The sequence below is a fragment of the Halegenticoccus tardaugens genome, from assembly GCF_004116405.1.
Classification (GTDB): domain Archaea; phylum Halobacteriota; class Halobacteria; order Halobacteriales; family Haloferacaceae; genus Halegenticoccus; species Halegenticoccus tardaugens.
Map to the genome: position 1 here is coordinate 1 of NZ_SDIC01000001.1, position 15786 is coordinate 15786.

The following is a 15786-nucleotide window of genomic DNA, read 5'->3' on the forward strand; positions in this document are numbered from 1 at the left end:
GTCGGTTCCCTCCATCCTGCCTGTGCAGAAGCAGGCAAGGGTGAGGTTGTTCGCCTATTAAAGGAGGTCGTGAGCTGGGTTTAGACCGTCGTGAGACAGGTCGGCTGCTATCTATTGGGGGTGCGAGATGCCTGACGAGAACGCTCGTATAGTACGAGAGGAACTACGAGTGGTCACCACTGGTGTACCGGTTGTCCGAGAGGGCAGTCGCCGGGCAGCCACGCGACACGGGGTAAGAGCTGAACGCATCTAAGCTCGAAACCCACTTGGAAAAGAGGCATCGACGAGGTCACTCGTAGAAGACGAGTTCGATAGACTCGGGGTGTACGCGCCGAGGCAACGAGGCGTTCAGCCCGCGAGCACTAACAGACCGAGCCAGCATTCATCGCACTGAACCCGTCGAACGGGTCCAGGCGTTAACTGGATCGCACGCACACACGGTTTCAACCACAACACCGACGGTGGTATCACTACGGTTCGACTCCGTAGGTCGGCGTTGAGGCGGCCAGAGCGGCGGGGCGACACCCGTACCCATCCCGAACACGGAAGTTAAGCCCGCCAGCGTGCCGGCGAGTACTGGAGTGCGCGAGCCTCTGGGAACCCCGGTTCGCCGCCTCCCATTCATACTTCATTCATTTTCGATCAGCGGCGGCTCCGTCCGAACTCTCGAACGACGGGCGAGAAGCGCTAGGCTTAAGCGCGAGACGCAAGTAGCAGTATCTGCGCCAAGGTGGCAGAGTCCGGCCGAACGCAGCGGCCTGCAGAGCCGCCCACCGCCGGTTCAAATCCGGCCCTTGGCTCTCTTACGAGGAACCCACATCGCGAGCGGTAGCCGCCTGCTGCGTGGTTCGATCGAGCTCATCAGCCTTTCCGGAAGACGGTCGACGAAGGAGGGCGCGTCCGAAGGACGACGAACGCCCCCGTGTTCGATCCGGCCCGCCATCCGTGATCCGTCACGGAGCGGGAACCGGTTACCGGTCCCTTCGTCGATCCGCCGTTCCGAACAGTTTACATATCGCACCGGTCATATCTTCCTGACGTGCCATCCAGCCGATCGCGCACGACACTACTATGAGACGGCCCGACGCCCTCGACTACGCGCTCGTGAGCGCGGTGACCCTCCTCGCGTATCTCCAGTTACCGTGGCGGCCGGAGATCAGGGAGCGGTTACGATCGGTCGCCGGTTCGATCGCCTCGATCGAGATCGGATTCGGCCCCGGTGCGACGATCGTGATTCTCGGGATCTTCGGGGCGATCTTTCTCGTGTTCATGACCGAGGCGCTCCCGAAGCGGAAGTGATCGCCGCGACGCCGCCGCTTCGTTGCGGCGTTCGCCGATCCGTTTTGAAAAAAGTAACCGTTATACGCCGGGTAGCCTTTGCCGAACGTATGCAACGACGCGCCGCGGCTATCTACGCCACGTTCTTCCTGATCATCGGCGTCGGATCGTACGCGCTGATCGCGACCGCGAACCAGCCCGACAAGGCGATGGTAAACAGCCTGTGGAGCATCGTCGCCATCTGCGGGCTGACCGTCGTGTTCCTCCTCTCGATGGCGTACCTGCCGTCGCGATACTGACGTCGCTCGGGACCGCTGGATCGTTCTCCGACCCGAGCATCGGTGTGCGGCTTCGCTTCAGGCGACGCGTTACAGACGGAACTCGTTTTCAGTTCGAATCGGAATCGAAACGAGCGCGAGGACGTTCGCGGTCGCTCATGTATATACATAGAACGCTCTCTGGAGGGGCAGGTAGATCCCGTTCTTCGTTTATCGGTGCTGATTTTTTAGACGTTCTAACCTCTGGTCGGCATTTGTCGTCTGATAGACTGTTTCGCGACGAATGACTGCGGTGAGATCACTACGACCTCCTGCATCAGCAACCCATACATCGTTCAGAAAAGAGAGCTGCTCAAAATCAGAAGGAGATGTCACCACAGACTCAGCTAAATGTACCATTGATGCCTCCCGAGTTGTAAAAATGCGGTCAGCGATACGGTCACGATAGTCTTTTGCCGCATATCCCTGCCAAATCGAACGTGAAACAACTTTCCGCTCTTCAGTATTCGTGGGTGTTTCTTGCCTCTTCAACCAGATACGTCCCCCGACTGGCCTCACCTGTGAGAGTTCCACTTCTCCGAGTAGAACAAGACCTTCAAGTATCTCCCCGGCGTCGAATTCTTCTTCGGCTAGCTCTTCTGAAATCTTGTGTTCAGACATCTTCCTGTCTGGAAGTCTTCGTAACGTCTCCAGAACCTTTGTATACTCCCTAGACTTCTTCTCGAAATCCTCAGATTTCATACACCCACTCTTGTGGTAGTATACTTAATAGTCCCTACTACCCGAGCGCGACGGGATTTGAACCACGCCGTCAGCTCACTTCGTTCGCTGCCGTCTATTTCAAATCCCTCGCGAGAGCGTTTGCGGTCGCTCACTTCGTTCGCGACACGCAGAAGCGAGCGCGACGGGATTTGAACCCGCGACAACTTGGTCCGGAACCAAGCACTCTGTCCACTGAGCTACGCGCTCTCGTCACCCGCTACACGATATCGACGCTTAACGGTTATCATCTCCCGACGCCGCGACCGCCGGCGTACGCCGCACGCTCGGCGTTTCGAAAGTGGCCCAGAAGTGTCGGCGACCGATCGCCGACCAGTATCCGTCGTCGGTTGAACGAGCGTCTCGGAGGCGAGCTACGGCGCTTCGCCCGTTTCGATCGAGAAGCTGTCGCGCGGGTACGCGACGCAGGTCAGCGTGTAGCCGTCGCCGAGTTCGTCGTCGTCGAGCATCTGCTGGTTGTCGTGGACGACGTAGTCCTCCGCGGGGCCGTCCGCGATGCGGCCCGCGCAGGAGACGCACTGCCCCTGTCGACACGCGTACGGGAGGTCCCAGCCGTGCTCTTCGCCCTGTTCGAGGATCGTCTGGTTGTTCGAGAGCTCGATCGTCTCGCCCTCCTTTACGAACTCGACCTCGAAGTATTCGACCTCGTCCTCCGGGATGTCGGCCGGACTCGACGACGTCGTCTCGGCTTCCGCGTCCCCCTCTTCGAGTTCGCCGCTCTCGCCGCCGGCGACGGCCCCGGCCGCGACGCCGCCCCCGCCGATCGAGCGGTTCATCGGCTCGGGGAAGTCGGTCTCGGGCACCGTCGCCGCCCGCTGTTCGAGGACCTCCTGGGAGATGTCCTTCGTCGAGGTCCACCCGGTCCCCTTCGAGTAGTGCAGGGCGACGGCGAAGAGCGTCAGCGCGGCACCCAAGCCGAACCCGATCACGTCAATCTGGACCATGAGGTCGGCTACGGAATGCGGGTTTACAACAGTTGTGATTCCGCCGATCGGCCGACGGAGCGTCGGCGCTCCGCGTCTACTCTTCGCGCGCGACCTCGTGTCGGCCGAAACCGTACCGGAGTCGGTTGGCGAGTCGCCGCGAGAACCGCCCTCCCGCCCGACTGCCGAACCGCTCCGCGAGCGCCTGATAGATGAGCGGCACCGGCACTTCCTGCGCCAGTGCCTCCCGCACCGTCCACGTTCCGGTCGAGCCGCCGGCCACGTGGTCCGCCACGTCGCCGAGGTCCACACCCTCCTCGCGGAACGCCTCCTCGCAGAGTTCGAGCAGCCACGATCGGATGACCGCGCCGTTGTTCCACGTCCGCGCGACGGCTTCGAGGTCGAGGTCGTACCGACCGTTCGCGAGCAGGTCGAATCCCTCGCCGTAGGCCTGCATCAGCGCGTACTCGACGCCGTTGTGGATCATCTTCACGTAGTGGCCCGACCCCGCCGTTCCCATTCGATCGTGCCCCGCCGGTCCCGTCGCGACCGCGTCGAACACCGGGACCATCTCCTCGTAAGCCCATTCGGGGCCGCCGACCATGAGCGAGAAGCCGAGTTCCGCGCCGGCCGGGCCGCCGCTGGTTCCGCAGTCGAGGTACGCCGCTTGCGTCTCCTCAGCGCGCCGAACCGACGCCTCGAAGTGGGAGTTGCCGCCGTCGACGACGACGTCGTCGCCCGAGAGGTGCGGGGCGAGTTCGTCGAGCGTGGCGTCGACCGCGCCGCCCGCCGGCACCATGAGCCAGATTCGCTTCTCGTCGCCGAGGCGCGCCGCGAGGTCCGACACCGACTCGGCGGGTTCCGCGCCCGCGTCCGCCGCCGTCGCGACCGCCTCCGCGGAGAGGTCGAACGCGACCACGTCGTGTCCCGCCGCGAGGACGCGCTCCGTGACGATCTGTCCCATCCGACCGAGTCCGATAACGCCCAGTTGCATGGGCGAGGGTTCTCGGGAGTCGTGGTAGGGGTTGTGGTTTGCGGGAGCGGATCGGGAGGATCGGGAGGATCGGAGGCGATCGGAGGCGGCCGCGACGGCCTGTGATTTGCGCGAGCGCGACGCGCGCCTCCGGTCCCTATCCTCCGAGGCGCTGCGTTCACGTGTGTTCCGCGCCTACATCGACGCATGCCACTCATCGATATCGCGCGGACGGACGTCGCGACGGCCGCCCCGGAGACGCGCGTCGGCGACGTCGCGGCGGCGATGCGCGACGCGGACCTCTCCGTCATCGCGATCCTCGACGAGCAGCGACCGGTCGGCCTCCTCACCGCCGAGGCGATCGGCCGCGCGTACGTCGCCGGCGAGGATTTGGACGAAAAGAGCGCGGCCGACCTGGCGGAGACGGTGCCCGCGGTGTCGGCGTCGGGCGACCTCTCGACGCTCCTCGCCGAGTTCGAGGCGGCGGGCGGGCGTCGGGCGGTCGTCCTCGACGAGAGCGGGGCGTTCGCGGGTCTCGTGACGCTGGAGGACGCGCTGGTTCGGTTCGGGCGCGACCTCGAAACGGTGTTTTCGCTGCTGGAGCGCGCGGACGGGGGGTGAGGGTTCGGAGCGATCGGAGCGATCGGAGCGACCGGGCGGTCGCGGCGGACGCGGAGGGGCGGTGAGCGTCGACGCAGCCGGACGGCCGCAGAAAGCGGGACGGACGAACGGGCGGCCGGACCGTGGGGGTTTTCGACCGCGTCGCCGAACGGGACGGCATGGACCACCGCACACGCGAACACGCGTCGGTGCTCGTCGACTGGAGCGCGCGGATCGAACCGGGCGACGACGTCGTCGTGAGCGTCGCGGAGGGCGCGCACGACCTCGCCGTCGCGGTCGCCGAACGGCTGGGCGAACGCGGCGCGAACGTCGTGACGACCTACGCTTCCGACGAGGTCTCGCGGGCGTACCTCCGGGCGCACGACGGCGACTTCGACGCCGACCCCGCCCACGAACTCGCGCTGTACGAGAACGCGGACAGCGTGCTCTTCCTCGGCGGCGGCCGCAACACGGCCGCGACCGCGGACGTGCCGGGCGAGACGCGGCAGGCGCGGGCCAGGGCGACCGAGGGCGTGCGCGAGGCGCGCATGGCGACCGACTGGGTGTCGACGGTCCACCCGACGCGCTCGCTCGCACAGCAGGCGGGGATGGCCTACGAGGAGTACCGGGACTTCGTCTACGGGGCGATCCTCCGCGACTGGGAGGCGCTCGCCGAGGAGATGGCGCTGATGAAGGACCTCCTCGACGCCGGAAGCGAGGTCCGCCTCGTCAAGGAAGCGCCCGGGGGCGACGGTTCGGGACCGTCGCGGCGCACCGACCTCGCGATGTCGATCGAGGGCCGGACGGCGGTCAACAGCGCCGCCTCCGTCGCCTACGACTCGCACAACCTCCCCTCGGGGGAGGTGTTCACCGCACCCTTCGACGCCGAGGGGACGGCCTTCTTCGACGTTCCGATGACGATCGACGGCAAGCGACTCCGGGACGTCCGCCTCGTCTTCGAGGGTGGCGAGGTCGTCGACTTCGGCGCCGACCGGAACGAGTCCGTGCTGGCCGACCTGCTCGACACCGACGAGGGCGCGCGCAGGCTGGGCGAACTCGGCATCGGGATGAACCGCGGCATCGACCGGTTCACCGACAACGTCCTCTTCGACGAGAAGATGGGCGACACGATCCACCTCGCGGTCGGGCGGGCGTACGACGCCTGCCTCCCCGAGGGCGAGACGGGCAACCGGAGCGCCGTCCACGTCGACGTGAGCGCGGACGTGAGCGCGGATTCGCGGCTGGAGATCGACGGCGAGGTCGTCCAGCGGAACGGGCGATTCCGGTGGGAGGAGGGATTCGAGTAGTTCCCCGAGCACCCCGTTCCGCTCCGTTCTCCGACGCCGACGCCAGCGAGGGACGGTTTCGACGTACTTTTTATCGCCGACCGTTTTTCCCCTGCCATGGCAGATTTCAAAGTCGTCGTCTCCGATCCCGACACCGGGGCGAGCTACCAGCGCGACGTCGACGGACAGGACGCGAACCGATTCCTCGGCCGAGAGATCGGCGACGAGGTGGACGGGAGCGCGGTCGGCCTGAGCGGCTTCACCGTCGAGATCACCGGCGGCTCCGACGAGACCGGCCGCCCGATGCGCGGCGACGTCGCCGGGCCGAACCTGAAACAGGTCCTCCTCGAAGGCGGCGTCGGCTACAAGCCGAGCCGCGAGGGCGAGCGCAAGCGCATCACCGTTCGCGGCCGTGAGGTCGGCGAGGAGATCGTCCAGCTCAACGTCAAGGTCGTCGGCGGCGACGGCGACGTCGCCGAGGCGTTCGGCGAGGGCGACGAGGACGACGAGGACGACGAGTAAGCCCCCGCTTCTCCGTCCGCCTCATGCCAGATCGCGTCCCCAGCGACCACGCCTCCGTGACGACCGTCCGCGGAACGCTCGCGCGCAGCGGCGGCACGCGCCGGCCCTGCCTCCGCATCCCGCCCGACGCCGACGGTGACCTGTCGCTCGACGCGGGCGAGATCGTCCGCCTCTCCCTCGACGGCGCGCAGTATCACGCCCGCGTGACCGAGGACGCGAACGGCCTCGTGATCCGCGGGGCGTACGACAACCGCCGGCTCGCGCGGGAGCCGGACGGGGCGCAAAACCGCCTCGTCGAGTGGGCCGAGTCGACGGGGCGCTCGCTCGGCTCCAGCGTCAAAGTGGACGAGGTCGAGCCGGGGTTCCTCTACGGCGTCCGCGTCCCCGGCGTCCGGACGGTCTACGCCGTCACGGAGAAACCGGACGAGTCGCTCGCGTCGATCGCGCGGTCGCTCGACGAGGAGAACGGCGGGTCGTAGCCGCCACCGTTGTCGGCGGTGGGACAACCGTTTTAGCAGAGCGGACCGTTCGCTCCGACATGGGTACCTTCGCCAGGAAGTTCGCGGTGTTTATCCCTCGTGAAGACGTCGACGGCGATCCTGAACAACTGGGTGACGTTCTCCGTGGACGACTGAGCGACGTCCCCGTCGACTCGGTCGAGGCCGTCCGCGACGTTCGCGAACGCGAATGAAAGCCTTCGTCGACACGAACGTTTTCGTCGCCGCAACCGTCGATGAGCCGGGTCGGGGGGACGTCGCAGCCCGATTTTTGAATCAGGACCACGAGTTTTACACCTCCGTCCCTAATTTGATGGAGTACCGGACGGTGTTGGCGAAGAAAAAGCGCGTCGAGCAGGAGAAGGTCGAAGCACTCCTCACGGACATCACCGATCGAGCCGACGTATACTTCCCCGATATCGAGGATTTCGCCGACGCCTACGAGCTACAGCGGGAAACGCTTCTGTATCCGCTCGATTGCCTCATACTCACGACCGCCCGTAGCATCGACGCGACGCTGGTCACGTTCGACTCCGAACTTATCGAACACAGGGGCCGATCTCCGGACGCTTTCGTCTGACTGTGAGCACCGCCACGGAGAAACCGGACGAGTCGCTCGCGTCGATCGCGCGGTCGCTCGACGAGGAGAACGGCGGGTCGTAGCCGCCACCGTCGCAGAATCACCACGCGATCAGGCGCTTTTTATCGTTCGATCGCCCACCCTCCCCATGAGCAAGCTGGAGGCGTTCCTCGCGGGCGACCGCCCCGACGACGTCGCGCTGTTTCTCACCCACGACTACCTCGACGAGCAGGGCAAGATCGCGAACTACGGCGAGGACGTGCCGGGGGGCGTCGTGCTCGTCGTCCCCGGCGACGAGGGCAGACGGATGTTCGCCGCCGGCACCGGCACGGACGCGATGCGCTTCGCGGGCGGCGCGATGGGGACCGAGGGCGAGATCGATCCGGACCTCGACGGCGGCGCGTGCCCGGACGCGGAACCGGGCGAGGACCACTCGGCGAGGTTCGTCTTCGCGTTCGCGGAGGAACGGAACGAGGAGGTCGGCGGCATCTACGCCGAGGGCGACGTGATCCACGCATACGCCCAGTGCGAGTGCGGCGTCGCGTACTCGGACCGGTGGGTCGCGGGCGCGCGGTGAGCCGTCGCCGCGATCGACAGCTCAACCCCCCGATTTGCTCGCCTCGATTCCGGAGCCGACTACGGTCCGGTCTCGACCCCCTCGTCCGAGTCGTCTCCTCTCTCCGCGGCGTCCTCGTCGCCCCCGGCTTTCGCTTCTTCTTCTTCCTCCGCCGCGAGTCGCTCGAACGCCGCCAGGATCACCCGCTTCGCTACCGCCCCTCGCGTCGTCCAGTGGTGGGCGTAGTCGAGCATGTCGTCGTAGATGTCCGGCTTGCAGCCCGCGGCCTTCGGGTGGCCGCCGCCGTTGACCTGCGCGGCGACCTCGTGGCAGCGCTCGAAGCCCTCCGACCCGCGGATGCTGGCGCTCCCGGCCGGCTTGACCACGACGGCCGCGTCGGCACCCTCCACTCGCAACGCCTCCGCGACCTCGTTCTGCGAGCACCGGCCGTAGGTGACGCCGACGGTCCACGGCCCGACCGACTTCACCTCGGCGCGCTCGACCGCGCGCTCGACGAGTTGTCTCTTCTCGATCCGGCGCTCCGCGACGTACTCCTCGACCGGCTCCGGGAGGTCCGCGCCGTACCGCCCCACGACCGCGACGTACTCCTCGGGGTCGGCCCAGTAGGCGTAGTCCGCGAGGTCGTCGCTCCGGGGGTCCTCGCGCAGCCAGAGGTCGTGATCGCGCGTGACCGCCGCGAGGTCGCGGAACCGGTCGTCGAAGTCGTAGTCGAGCGACCGGAGCGTCACGTCTGCGCTGCACTCCTCGTCGGAGTCGCCGACGACCAGCTCGACGCCCGCCTCGCGGACCGCGTCGGCGACCGCCTCGTCCCACTGGTGGTGGTCGAACCACCGGACGCTCGCGGCGCGCCCGACGAGCGCTTCGAGCGCCTCGCCGACGTGCTCGTACCGGTCCGGCGCGAGGTCGCAGACGTATACGTCCACGTCGGGGTCGGCGTAGGCCGCGACGCGTTCGAGGGCGTCGCCGAGGCTGTGCGGCCCGGCCCCGACGAGCGCCACCGGCGACGCCGGCCCGTCGTCCTCCGGTTCCGCGGTTTCGTCGTCCTCCGTCGCGATCTCCTCGCCCGCGAGCCGCGCCGCGATCGCCTCCTCGAAGGTCGCGACGTCGAGCGCGGCGTCGTACGCCTCGCGGATCAGCGCGGCGCAGCCGAGGCCGTCCGCGTCCGAGTCGGCGACGACGACCGTCTCGGCCCCCTCGACCGCCTCCTTCGTCCGCCGGTCCGCGTACTCCTCGTCGAGCGAATCGGGGTAGAAGAATCCGGCACCGGGGAGCAGCGACTTCCGCGAGAGCGGGAGGCGGTCGCCGTCGATGAGTTCGTCGTCCATACCGGGCGGACGGGCCGGGCGGTGAAAACTCCGGCTATCGGTTGCCGTCGCGCGCCGCGACCCGGGCGCGGACGCGGGAGCGTGCCGTCTCGACTCAGGCCGTCGTTTCCGCCCCGTCCTCGTCTCCGCCTCTTCCCTCGTCCTCGGCGAGCTGGCGAACCGTCAGCACGGGCACGGGGCACGTCCGGACGACGCGCTCCGCGACGCTGCCGATGAGAAACCGGTTTTCCCCGTGGCGACCCCGAGTCCCGGTCGCGACCGCGTCGGCGTCGACCTCGCGGGCGTAGGTGCCGATCTCCGCGGCCGGCCGTCCCTCCCGGATGGCCGTGACCACCGCCGCGTCGGTCTCCTCGCGCACGCGGTCCAGCGCCTCCTCGGCCTGCTCGCGCAGCGCGTCGTGCATCTCGTCGCGGAGCCTGTCCGGCGACGATTCGACCTCGCCCGTGTCGACGACGTAGAGCGCGTGCACCTCCGCGTCGAACCGCTCCGCCAGATCCAGCGCCACCCGCACGGCCCGACGGACGCTCTCGGAGCCGTCGGTCGCGATGACGATCCGTTCGATCATGCGACGGCGTTCGCCGCGGGCCGGCATAAAACTCGGTGGCTCCCCCGGGCGCGACTGGAAGGGAGGGACCTTTTTGCCGTCTGCCCGCAGAGGGCACCGTATGACAGTCCCGCTCGAACTCGACCTCGTGCTCGTCCCGGTCGACGGGAGCGAGGAGTCGGCGACGGCCGTCGAGTACGCGGTCGCCATCGCCGCCGAGTACGACGCCGAGGTCCACGCCGTGTACGTGCTCGGCGAGGAGGTCGTCCGCGCCATCGAGACCGGCGTCGTCGACGAGGAGGAGGTCGCCGCCGAGAACGAGTCGTTCAACCGGACCGCGACGGAGATCGCCGACGAACGGGGCGTGAAACTCACCACGTCCATCGCTTACGGCTTCTCCACGAAGGTCAAAACCCGCCACCCGGGGAGCGTCGTCCTCGACACCGCGGAGGAGCTCGACGCCGACTTCGTCGTCGTCCCGCGCGAGCCGACGGCCGACGCCGCGGACGTGCTGGAACGGGCGGCCGAGTACGTGCTGCTGTACGCGAGTCAGCCCGTCCTGTCGGTGTAGTCCGGCGCTGACGTTTCGTTCCGGCTTCCGCCCGCCCCTCGCTCACCGCAGCCGAATCGTCATCTCCAGTTCGAAGCTCTCGGCGTCGCTGGTCTCGAAGCCGATCTTCTTGTACAGCCCGACCGCCGCGCGGTTCCAGCGTTCGACCGTGAGCCACACCTTTTCGACGCCGTTTACCGCGCCGTGGCCGAGCAGCGCCTGCATGAGCTGCGTGCCGATGCCGGCCTCCTGGTAGCGCTGGAGGACGAAGATCGCGAGTTCGTACGCGTCCTCGTCGGGGACGAGCGTGGCGTGCCCCGCCGCCTCGTCGCCGCGCCACGCGATCACGTTCAGGCAGTCCTCGGAGAGGATGGTGTCGAGCCAGCTTCGGACCCGCCGCTCCTGTCCCGGCGGGATCCCCTGCGCGCGGTCGGCGGGGTCGAACTGCAGGTACATCTCGACGAGCGCCTCGCGTTCGTCCTCCGTCGTATCGAACGGGACGATCTCGATCTCGCGGCCCTCGCGGTCGTCGAACGCGAGCGGCGGCTCGGGGAACGGGCCGGCCGGTTCGTCCGGGTAGATGCGGTCGCGGCTCATCGGACTAGCGTCACCGTCACGTGCGAGTTCAGGAGGACGAACTCGGCGATGCCACCGATCTTGATCTTGCCCATCGGGCTCGTCTCGCCACCGCCGAGGACGATCTGGTCGAACCCTTCCGACTCGGCGATGTCGACGATCCGGCTCCCCGGATCGCCCTCCACCCGCCGGACGTCCGCGTCCACCCCGGTCTCGGCGAGGACGTCTCGAACGCGCGCGTCGACCTCCGCCCGGTCCAGACTCGCGTTCGGGTTCTCGACGACGGCAACCGTGAGCGAGTCGCCGGCCGCGTCGGCGCGCTCGACCGTCCGTTCGAGCGCCCGGATGGAGTCTTCGCTTCCCCCGATTCCCAGCAGTACCTTCATGAGCGGGCTGTCGGAGTCGCGGGAGAAAATAGTTTCCCGTGGGACGGCCGCGACGGAAGCCCCCTCCCGCGCCGTCGGTTGCCGTCGTCTCGCGCTCCGTCGCCGCCGTCGCCCCACGCGCCTCCTCCACCGCCGCCATCCCGCCACCGCCCCGTCGTCGGCCGCGCGACAGCCTTTTGAGCCTCACCTGAAAAGGGGTGGACATGGCAGACGACCCCGCGACGGCGTCCGACTCGGCGCGCGAGGCGGCGGAAGGCGAGGCGAGAGGCGAGACGACCGACGGGCGTCGAGCGGAAGCGAGCGACGCCCGCGAGGCGGGCGAGGAATCGCCCGACTCGACGGCCGATGACGAGCCGACCGCGACCGGCGGCGAGGCGACGTCGACCCGAGGCGAGACGCCCAACGGATCGTCGACCGACGGCGTCGCGTTCGACGCGGAATCGGACGGGACGCGGAGCCGGGACGAATCGGACGCGACTGACGGGGCGTCGGGCGATCGGGACGTCCCCGAGGACGTGCGGAAGTACGAGCGCTTCAAAAAGATGGACGGCGCGCAGTACGACCGCGTCAACGGCTTCCTCCGCGACCGGACCTACGTCACCGCCCGCGAGTGGGCCATCGCCCGGCTCTGTGCGGACTTCCGGACCGAAACGGGCGTCGAGATGACGAAGATCGGCGAGAACCTCCCGGAACTCGTCCCGTTCATGACGGACACCTACACCCCGCAGGCGGTGAATCAGGCTCGCTCGTCGTTCGAGGGGAAGGTGAAGAAAGCGGGCGCGACGTTCCTCTACGGCGCGATGTGCGGCTTTTTCACCGCCGAGGAGCTCGACGAGATGATGTACGAGGTGACCGAGATCGCGAAGTTCCTCCTCGAAGTCGAGGGGGTCGACCTCACCGTCGACGAGGAACTCGCCGCGGAGGAGCGGATCTCGAGCGTGATGCGCGAGGTTCGCCAGTCCAGCGCGCAACTGCGGGGCGAGGAGGTCGAGTGCCCCGAGTGCGGTCACGTCCACGAGCCCTGAGCCCCGCGTCGTCCCTCGACGCCGACTTCCACGCGGCCGACGCCGACCCCGCTCTCACTCCGGGAACAGCGGCTCCGGGTCATCCTGCGTGAAGACGACCCGCCGATCGTCCGACAGCGGCCGCACGACCGTCCGCATCCGCCCCGCCTCGCGGGCGCGGTCGAGCATCCCCCGCGCGTCGGCGACGGCGTAGTACAGCGGGAGCACCACCGCCCGCTTCGCCGACGCCGCCTTCATCACGACCGCGAGGAACACGACGCCGCCCTCCTGCGCCCGGTACGCCTCGTACTCGTCGAACGACGTCCCCTCGACGAGGGCCGCGACCGCCTCGAACTCGCTTCCCGGGACGAGCGCGTCGAGTCCAAACTCGACGGTCGAGTCGGCGCTCTCGGTCGATCGGCTCCCGGCCGCGTCGCCGCTCGCTCCGTTCACCACGTCGGCGTCGCCGCCGAGCGGCGACGGCAACGGCGTCACGTCCCCCGGGTGGAGTTCGACCGCCTCCCATCCCTCTTCCCGGAGCGCGGCGGCGGTCGCTTCCGTCTCCTCCACGACGCCCTCCCAGACCCCGAGGACGCCGTCGAGCGGGTGCGCGTCCATGCGCTCCCCTGCCGGTCGCCCCTCAAAAGCGTTCGCTTTCGACGGTGGCCCGCACGACCCGCGGATTCGCGAGTCGGTCGACTGACGTGCCCCCGACCCGCCCCCTGACCGACCCGTCCGCCGGCGTCCGCACCCGCCTCCGCCGCTTCGGGTCCGCCTTCGTCGCCGGCGTCGCGGTCGGCGTCGTCGGACTCGGCGTCGGGGCGCTCCGTTCGGGGACCGTCCGGGCCGCGAGCGACGTCGTCTTCGCCCTCGGCGCGCTCGCGCTCGGTCTCGGCGTCCTCGGCTGGGCGGGATCGATCCTCGCCGGCGACGGCGTCGAGTCGATGCGGCGGCACCTCGACGTCTCCGCGGACTGGACCGAACGGGGCTCTCGCCGGGCGATGGCCCGCGTGAGCGGGTTCGGCGCGGGCGTCATGGCCGGCGTGGTCGTCGCAACGACGGTCTGGGCGGCGATCGCCGGGTAGCGATTGAACCGGCGTTCTGTGGACTCGTTACCCGATATATGTCCAACGGGTCGTGAGTCGTCGGTCACTCACCGTTCGGCATCCGCCGCGACGATCCGGAGAACCGTTCGTGCTAGAGGCACCTACACTCGCGAAATTCTGAAATACAGAAATTATTTCGCATATTGGTGGCCAGAATAATAATGTGGCTACCGAGGCTACGAGAGAGTGCATGGCATTGCTCGAACAGATGCAATCTAGTGGGAGTATGGGCCAACAAAAGCAGATGGCGGAAGCCGAAAAGACCGGCGCGGACCTCGCGCTGCTCGGGGCGGGCGCGTCGGTGCTCCTCGCGTGGTACCAGTTCTTCGTCCGCGGCAACCGAACGCGCGGGCTGTTCATCGGCCTGTGGCCGCCGACCATCCTCGCGTTCTCCAGTTACCTCCGGCAGAAGGCGATGTCGGACAAGATGGAGAGCGTCATGCCCAGTTCGTCGAACGCGGTCAGCCGTCTGCTCGGCTAATCGCCGCCGCCCGATTTTTTTCGTCACGCCGCCCGGACATCCTCGCCGACCGCGCCGCCGAACCGCTCCTCGCCGTTCTCGCGCTCGTAGACGACCGTCCCTCGGACCATCGTGAGAGACGGGAAGACCCCCCTTCGTCCCTCGAACGGCGTCCACCCGCACTTCGAGTGCAGGTCCGCGCCGCGGATCTCGCGGGCGTCGTCGGGATCGACGAGCACGAGGTCGGCGTCCGTCCCCGCCTCGACGGTCCCCTTCCGCGGGAGGTCGAAGATCCGCGCGGGGTTTCGGGCGACGAGGTCGCGGACGCGCTCGTGGCCGAGGCGGCCCCGCCGCGCCTCTTCGAGGAGCAGGGGGAGCATCGTCTCGACGCCCGGCACGCCGCTCGGCGCGTCCCAGACGCTCGCGTCCTTCTCCTCGCGTGTGTGCGGCGCGTGGTCCGTGGCGATCACGTCCACGGTGCCGTCGGCGACGCGCTCGTACACGGCCTCCCGGCGCGCTTCGCTCCGGAGCGGCGGGTTCATCCGGCCGAGCGTCCCCAGTTCTTCGAGGTCGTCCCGCGAGAGGAAGAGGTGGTGCGGCGTCACCTCGCAGGTCGCGCCGGCCGCGGCGGCGGCGTCGACGCCCTCGGGGGTGCTCGTGTGCGCGACGTGGACGGACGCGTCCGACTCGCCCCCCAGCGTCACCGCCCGCTCGACGGCCGCCGCCTCGGCCGCCGCGGCGCGGTAGGCGCTCCACGCGTCGGCGTCCGTTCGCTCCGTGGCCGCGTCGTCGAACAGGTCGGCGTCCTCGGCGTGGACGGTGACGGTCACGCCCGCCTCGGCCGCGCGGGCGAGCGCGTCGCGAAAGAGCGGCTCGTCGATCCCCATGTTTCCCGTCGAGTCGGCGAGGAACACTTCCCCGAGCGCGAACAGCGGGCGCGACAGGAGGGAGTCGGGGTCCCACCCCTCCGTGACGCCGCCGTTGACGCCGAAGTCGACGAGCGACCCCCGAACGGCGAGGGCCGCCTTCTCGTCGAACGCCTCGCCCGTCACCGTCGGCGGCTCCGTGTTCGGCTGGTCGACGACGGTCGTCACCCCGCCCGCCGCGGCGCTCTTCGATCCCGTCTCCCACGTCTCCTTGTGCTCGTACCCGGGCTGTCGGAAGTGGACGTGCACGTCGATCGCGCCGGGCAGGAGCAGCAGGCCGTCGGCTTCGACGACCCCCTCGTCGGGGTCGGCGTCGAGGTCGCCCGCCGGTTCGACGGCGTCGATCGTCTCGCCCGCGATCCGCACGTCTCGTCGTCGTCCGTCGGCGAGTTCGGCGTTCCTGATGAGCATCTGTTGGTGGGTGGTGGCGGCAGGGCGTGGTAAGTGTCGTGGTCGCGCGCGGGCTGGCTCGTGGACGAAGGGCGACGCGGATCGAACGCGAGTGACCCCCACTACCGGATCGCGCTCGTGAAGGCGTAGGCGAAGCCGTTCACGTTTCGAAGTGCCGTATTCGCCCGCCCGGTAATTATATTACTCGATCGATCGTACTACTGC

At 68.3% G+C, this 15786-nt stretch carries 21 protein-coding genes, 2 tRNA genes, 2 rRNA genes and 1 pseudogene; 16 read left to right on the forward strand and 10 right to left on the reverse strand.

What is annotated here, in order from left to right; genetic code table 11:
* From C3L37_RS00005 to C3L37_RS00025, 5 genes are all read left to right on the forward strand, one after another.
* Positions 1-386 (forward strand): 23S ribosomal RNA (locus C3L37_RS00005); the annotation flags it as partial.
* 111 nt (positions 387-497) lie between these two features.
* A 5S ribosomal RNA gene (rrf, locus tag C3L37_RS00010) occupies positions 498-619 on the forward strand.
* Positions 620-724: 105 nt separating this feature from the next.
* Positions 725-800 (forward strand) — tRNA-Cys (locus C3L37_RS00015).
* 271 nt (positions 801-1071) lie between these two features.
* Positions 1072-1299 (forward strand): hypothetical protein, encoded by a 228-nt coding sequence (locus tag C3L37_RS00020; RefSeq protein WP_129112585.1) that lies wholly within the window; start codon positions 1072-1074, stop codon positions 1297-1299.
* An 89-nt stretch (positions 1300-1388) separates the two neighbouring features.
* Entirely contained in the window at positions 1389-1577 is a 189-nt protein-coding gene (locus tag C3L37_RS00025; protein WP_129112586.1) for a hypothetical protein, read from the forward strand.
* A 189-nt stretch (positions 1578-1766) separates the two neighbouring features.
* Here C3L37_RS00025 and C3L37_RS00030 read toward each other — a convergent pair whose 3' ends face one another.
* The 4 genes and pseudogenes from C3L37_RS00030 to gnd all read right to left on the reverse strand — a co-directional run.
* Complete coding sequence (locus C3L37_RS00030; protein ID WP_129112587.1) at positions 1767-2297, reverse strand: hypothetical protein; 531 nt, start codon at positions 2295-2297, stop codon at positions 1767-1769.
* A gap of 155 nt (positions 2298-2452) precedes the next feature.
* Positions 2453-2525: transfer RNA gene (locus C3L37_RS00035), tRNA-Arg, on the reverse strand.
* A gap of 164 nt (positions 2526-2689) precedes the next feature.
* Entirely contained in the window at positions 2690-3280 is a 591-nt protein-coding gene (locus C3L37_RS00040) for a 2Fe-2S iron-sulfur cluster-binding protein (protein ID WP_129112588.1), read from the reverse strand.
* Positions 3281-3356: 76 nt separating this feature from the next.
* Positions 3357-4280 (reverse strand): annotated as a pseudogene (gnd, locus tag C3L37_RS00045) (phosphogluconate dehydrogenase (NAD(+)-dependent, decarboxylating)); the annotation flags it as partial.
* Positions 4281-4439: 159 nt separating this feature from the next.
* On the opposite strand from gnd, the gene C3L37_RS00050 reads away from it, so the two are divergent.
* From C3L37_RS00050 to C3L37_RS00075, 7 genes are all read left to right on the forward strand, one after another.
* Entirely contained in the window at positions 4440-4853 is a 414-nt protein-coding gene (locus C3L37_RS00050) for a CBS domain-containing protein (protein ID WP_129112590.1), read from the forward strand.
* 158 nt (positions 4854-5011) lie between these two features.
* The gene (locus C3L37_RS00055; protein ID WP_129112591.1) at positions 5012-6139 is read left to right on the forward strand and encodes an aminopeptidase; all 1128 of its coding nucleotides are present in this window, start codon (positions 5012-5014) and stop codon (positions 6137-6139) included.
* Between the two features lie 96 nt (positions 6140-6235).
* Positions 6236-6640, forward strand: coding sequence for a 30S ribosomal protein S6e (locus C3L37_RS00060; protein ID WP_129112592.1), 405 nt, complete (start codon positions 6236-6238; stop codon positions 6638-6640).
* A 23-nt stretch (positions 6641-6663) separates the two neighbouring features.
* Positions 6664-7119, forward strand: coding sequence for a DUF7112 family protein (locus C3L37_RS00065; protein ID WP_129112593.1), 456 nt, complete (start codon positions 6664-6666; stop codon positions 7117-7119).
* A 59-nt stretch (positions 7120-7178) separates the two neighbouring features.
* On the forward strand, positions 7179-7331 hold the full coding sequence (locus C3L37_RS24045; protein ID WP_164974620.1) for a hypothetical protein: 153 nt from the start codon (positions 7179-7181) through the stop codon (positions 7329-7331).
* On the forward strand, positions 7328-7717 hold the full coding sequence (locus C3L37_RS00070) for a type II toxin-antitoxin system VapC family toxin (protein WP_129112594.1): 390 nt from the start codon (positions 7328-7330) through the stop codon (positions 7715-7717). The genes C3L37_RS24045 and C3L37_RS00070 overlap by 4 nt, the downstream gene beginning before the upstream one ends.
* Before the next feature lie 148 nt (positions 7718-7865).
* On the forward strand, positions 7866-8294 hold the full coding sequence (locus C3L37_RS00075; RefSeq protein ID WP_129112595.1) for a DUF5807 family protein: 429 nt from the start codon (positions 7866-7868) through the stop codon (positions 8292-8294).
* A gap of 59 nt (positions 8295-8353) precedes the next feature.
* Here C3L37_RS00075 and C3L37_RS00080 read toward each other — a convergent pair whose 3' ends face one another.
* Entirely contained in the window at positions 8354-9619 is a 1266-nt protein-coding gene (locus C3L37_RS00080) for a DHH family phosphoesterase (protein ID WP_129112596.1), read from the reverse strand.
* A 94-nt stretch (positions 9620-9713) separates the two neighbouring features.
* A complete protein-coding gene (locus C3L37_RS00085) occupies positions 9714-10184 on the reverse strand; it encodes a universal stress protein (RefSeq protein ID WP_129112597.1) in 471 nt (156 codons plus the stop codon).
* A 100-nt stretch (positions 10185-10284) separates the two neighbouring features.
* On the opposite strand from C3L37_RS00085, the gene C3L37_RS00090 reads away from it, so the two are divergent.
* Positions 10285-10734 (forward strand): universal stress protein, encoded by a 450-nt coding sequence (locus C3L37_RS00090; RefSeq protein ID WP_129112598.1) that lies wholly within the window; start codon positions 10285-10287, stop codon positions 10732-10734.
* A gap of 42 nt (positions 10735-10776) precedes the next feature.
* Here C3L37_RS00090 and C3L37_RS00095 read toward each other — a convergent pair whose 3' ends face one another.
* Both C3L37_RS00095 and C3L37_RS00100 read right to left on the reverse strand, forming a co-directional pair.
* Complete coding sequence (locus C3L37_RS00095; RefSeq protein WP_129112599.1) at positions 10777-11310, reverse strand: GNAT family N-acetyltransferase; 534 nt, start codon at positions 11308-11310, stop codon at positions 10777-10779.
* Positions 11307-11675 (reverse strand): universal stress protein, encoded by a 369-nt coding sequence (locus tag C3L37_RS00100; protein ID WP_129112600.1) that lies wholly within the window; start codon positions 11673-11675, stop codon positions 11307-11309. The genes C3L37_RS00095 and C3L37_RS00100 overlap by 4 nt, the downstream gene beginning before the upstream one ends.
* Positions 11676-11878: 203 nt before the next feature.
* Between C3L37_RS00100 and C3L37_RS00105 the strand changes: the two genes are divergently transcribed.
* Positions 11879-12700 carry a DUF5806 family protein gene (locus C3L37_RS00105; RefSeq protein WP_129112601.1) on the forward strand — a complete coding sequence of 274 codons (822 nt, stop codon included), beginning with the start codon at positions 11879-11881 and terminating at the stop codon, positions 12698-12700.
* Between the two features lie 54 nt (positions 12701-12754).
* Here C3L37_RS00105 and C3L37_RS00110 read toward each other — a convergent pair whose 3' ends face one another.
* A complete protein-coding gene (locus tag C3L37_RS00110) occupies positions 12755-13297 on the reverse strand; it encodes a DUF7529 family protein (RefSeq protein WP_129112602.1) in 543 nt (180 codons plus the stop codon).
* A gap of 86 nt (positions 13298-13383) precedes the next feature.
* Here C3L37_RS00110 and C3L37_RS00115 point away from each other — a divergent pair, with 86 nt between their 5' ends.
* Positions 13384-13764: a DUF7268 family protein gene (locus tag C3L37_RS00115; protein WP_228546057.1), complete on the forward strand. Its 381-nt coding sequence runs from the start codon at positions 13384-13386 to the stop codon at positions 13762-13764.
* Between the two features lie 247 nt (positions 13765-14011).
* Positions 14012-14266, forward strand: a complete 255-nt coding sequence (locus C3L37_RS00120) for a hypothetical protein (protein ID WP_394345770.1) — start codon at positions 14012-14014, stop codon at positions 14264-14266.
* A 23-nt stretch (positions 14267-14289) separates the two neighbouring features.
* Here the strand turns inward: C3L37_RS00120 and C3L37_RS00125 are convergent, their stop codons facing one another.
* The gene (locus C3L37_RS00125) at positions 14290-15582 is read right to left on the reverse strand and encodes a dihydroorotase (RefSeq protein WP_129112603.1); all 1293 of its coding nucleotides are present in this window, start codon (positions 15580-15582) and stop codon (positions 14290-14292) included.
* Positions 15583-15786 lie beyond the last annotated feature (204 nt).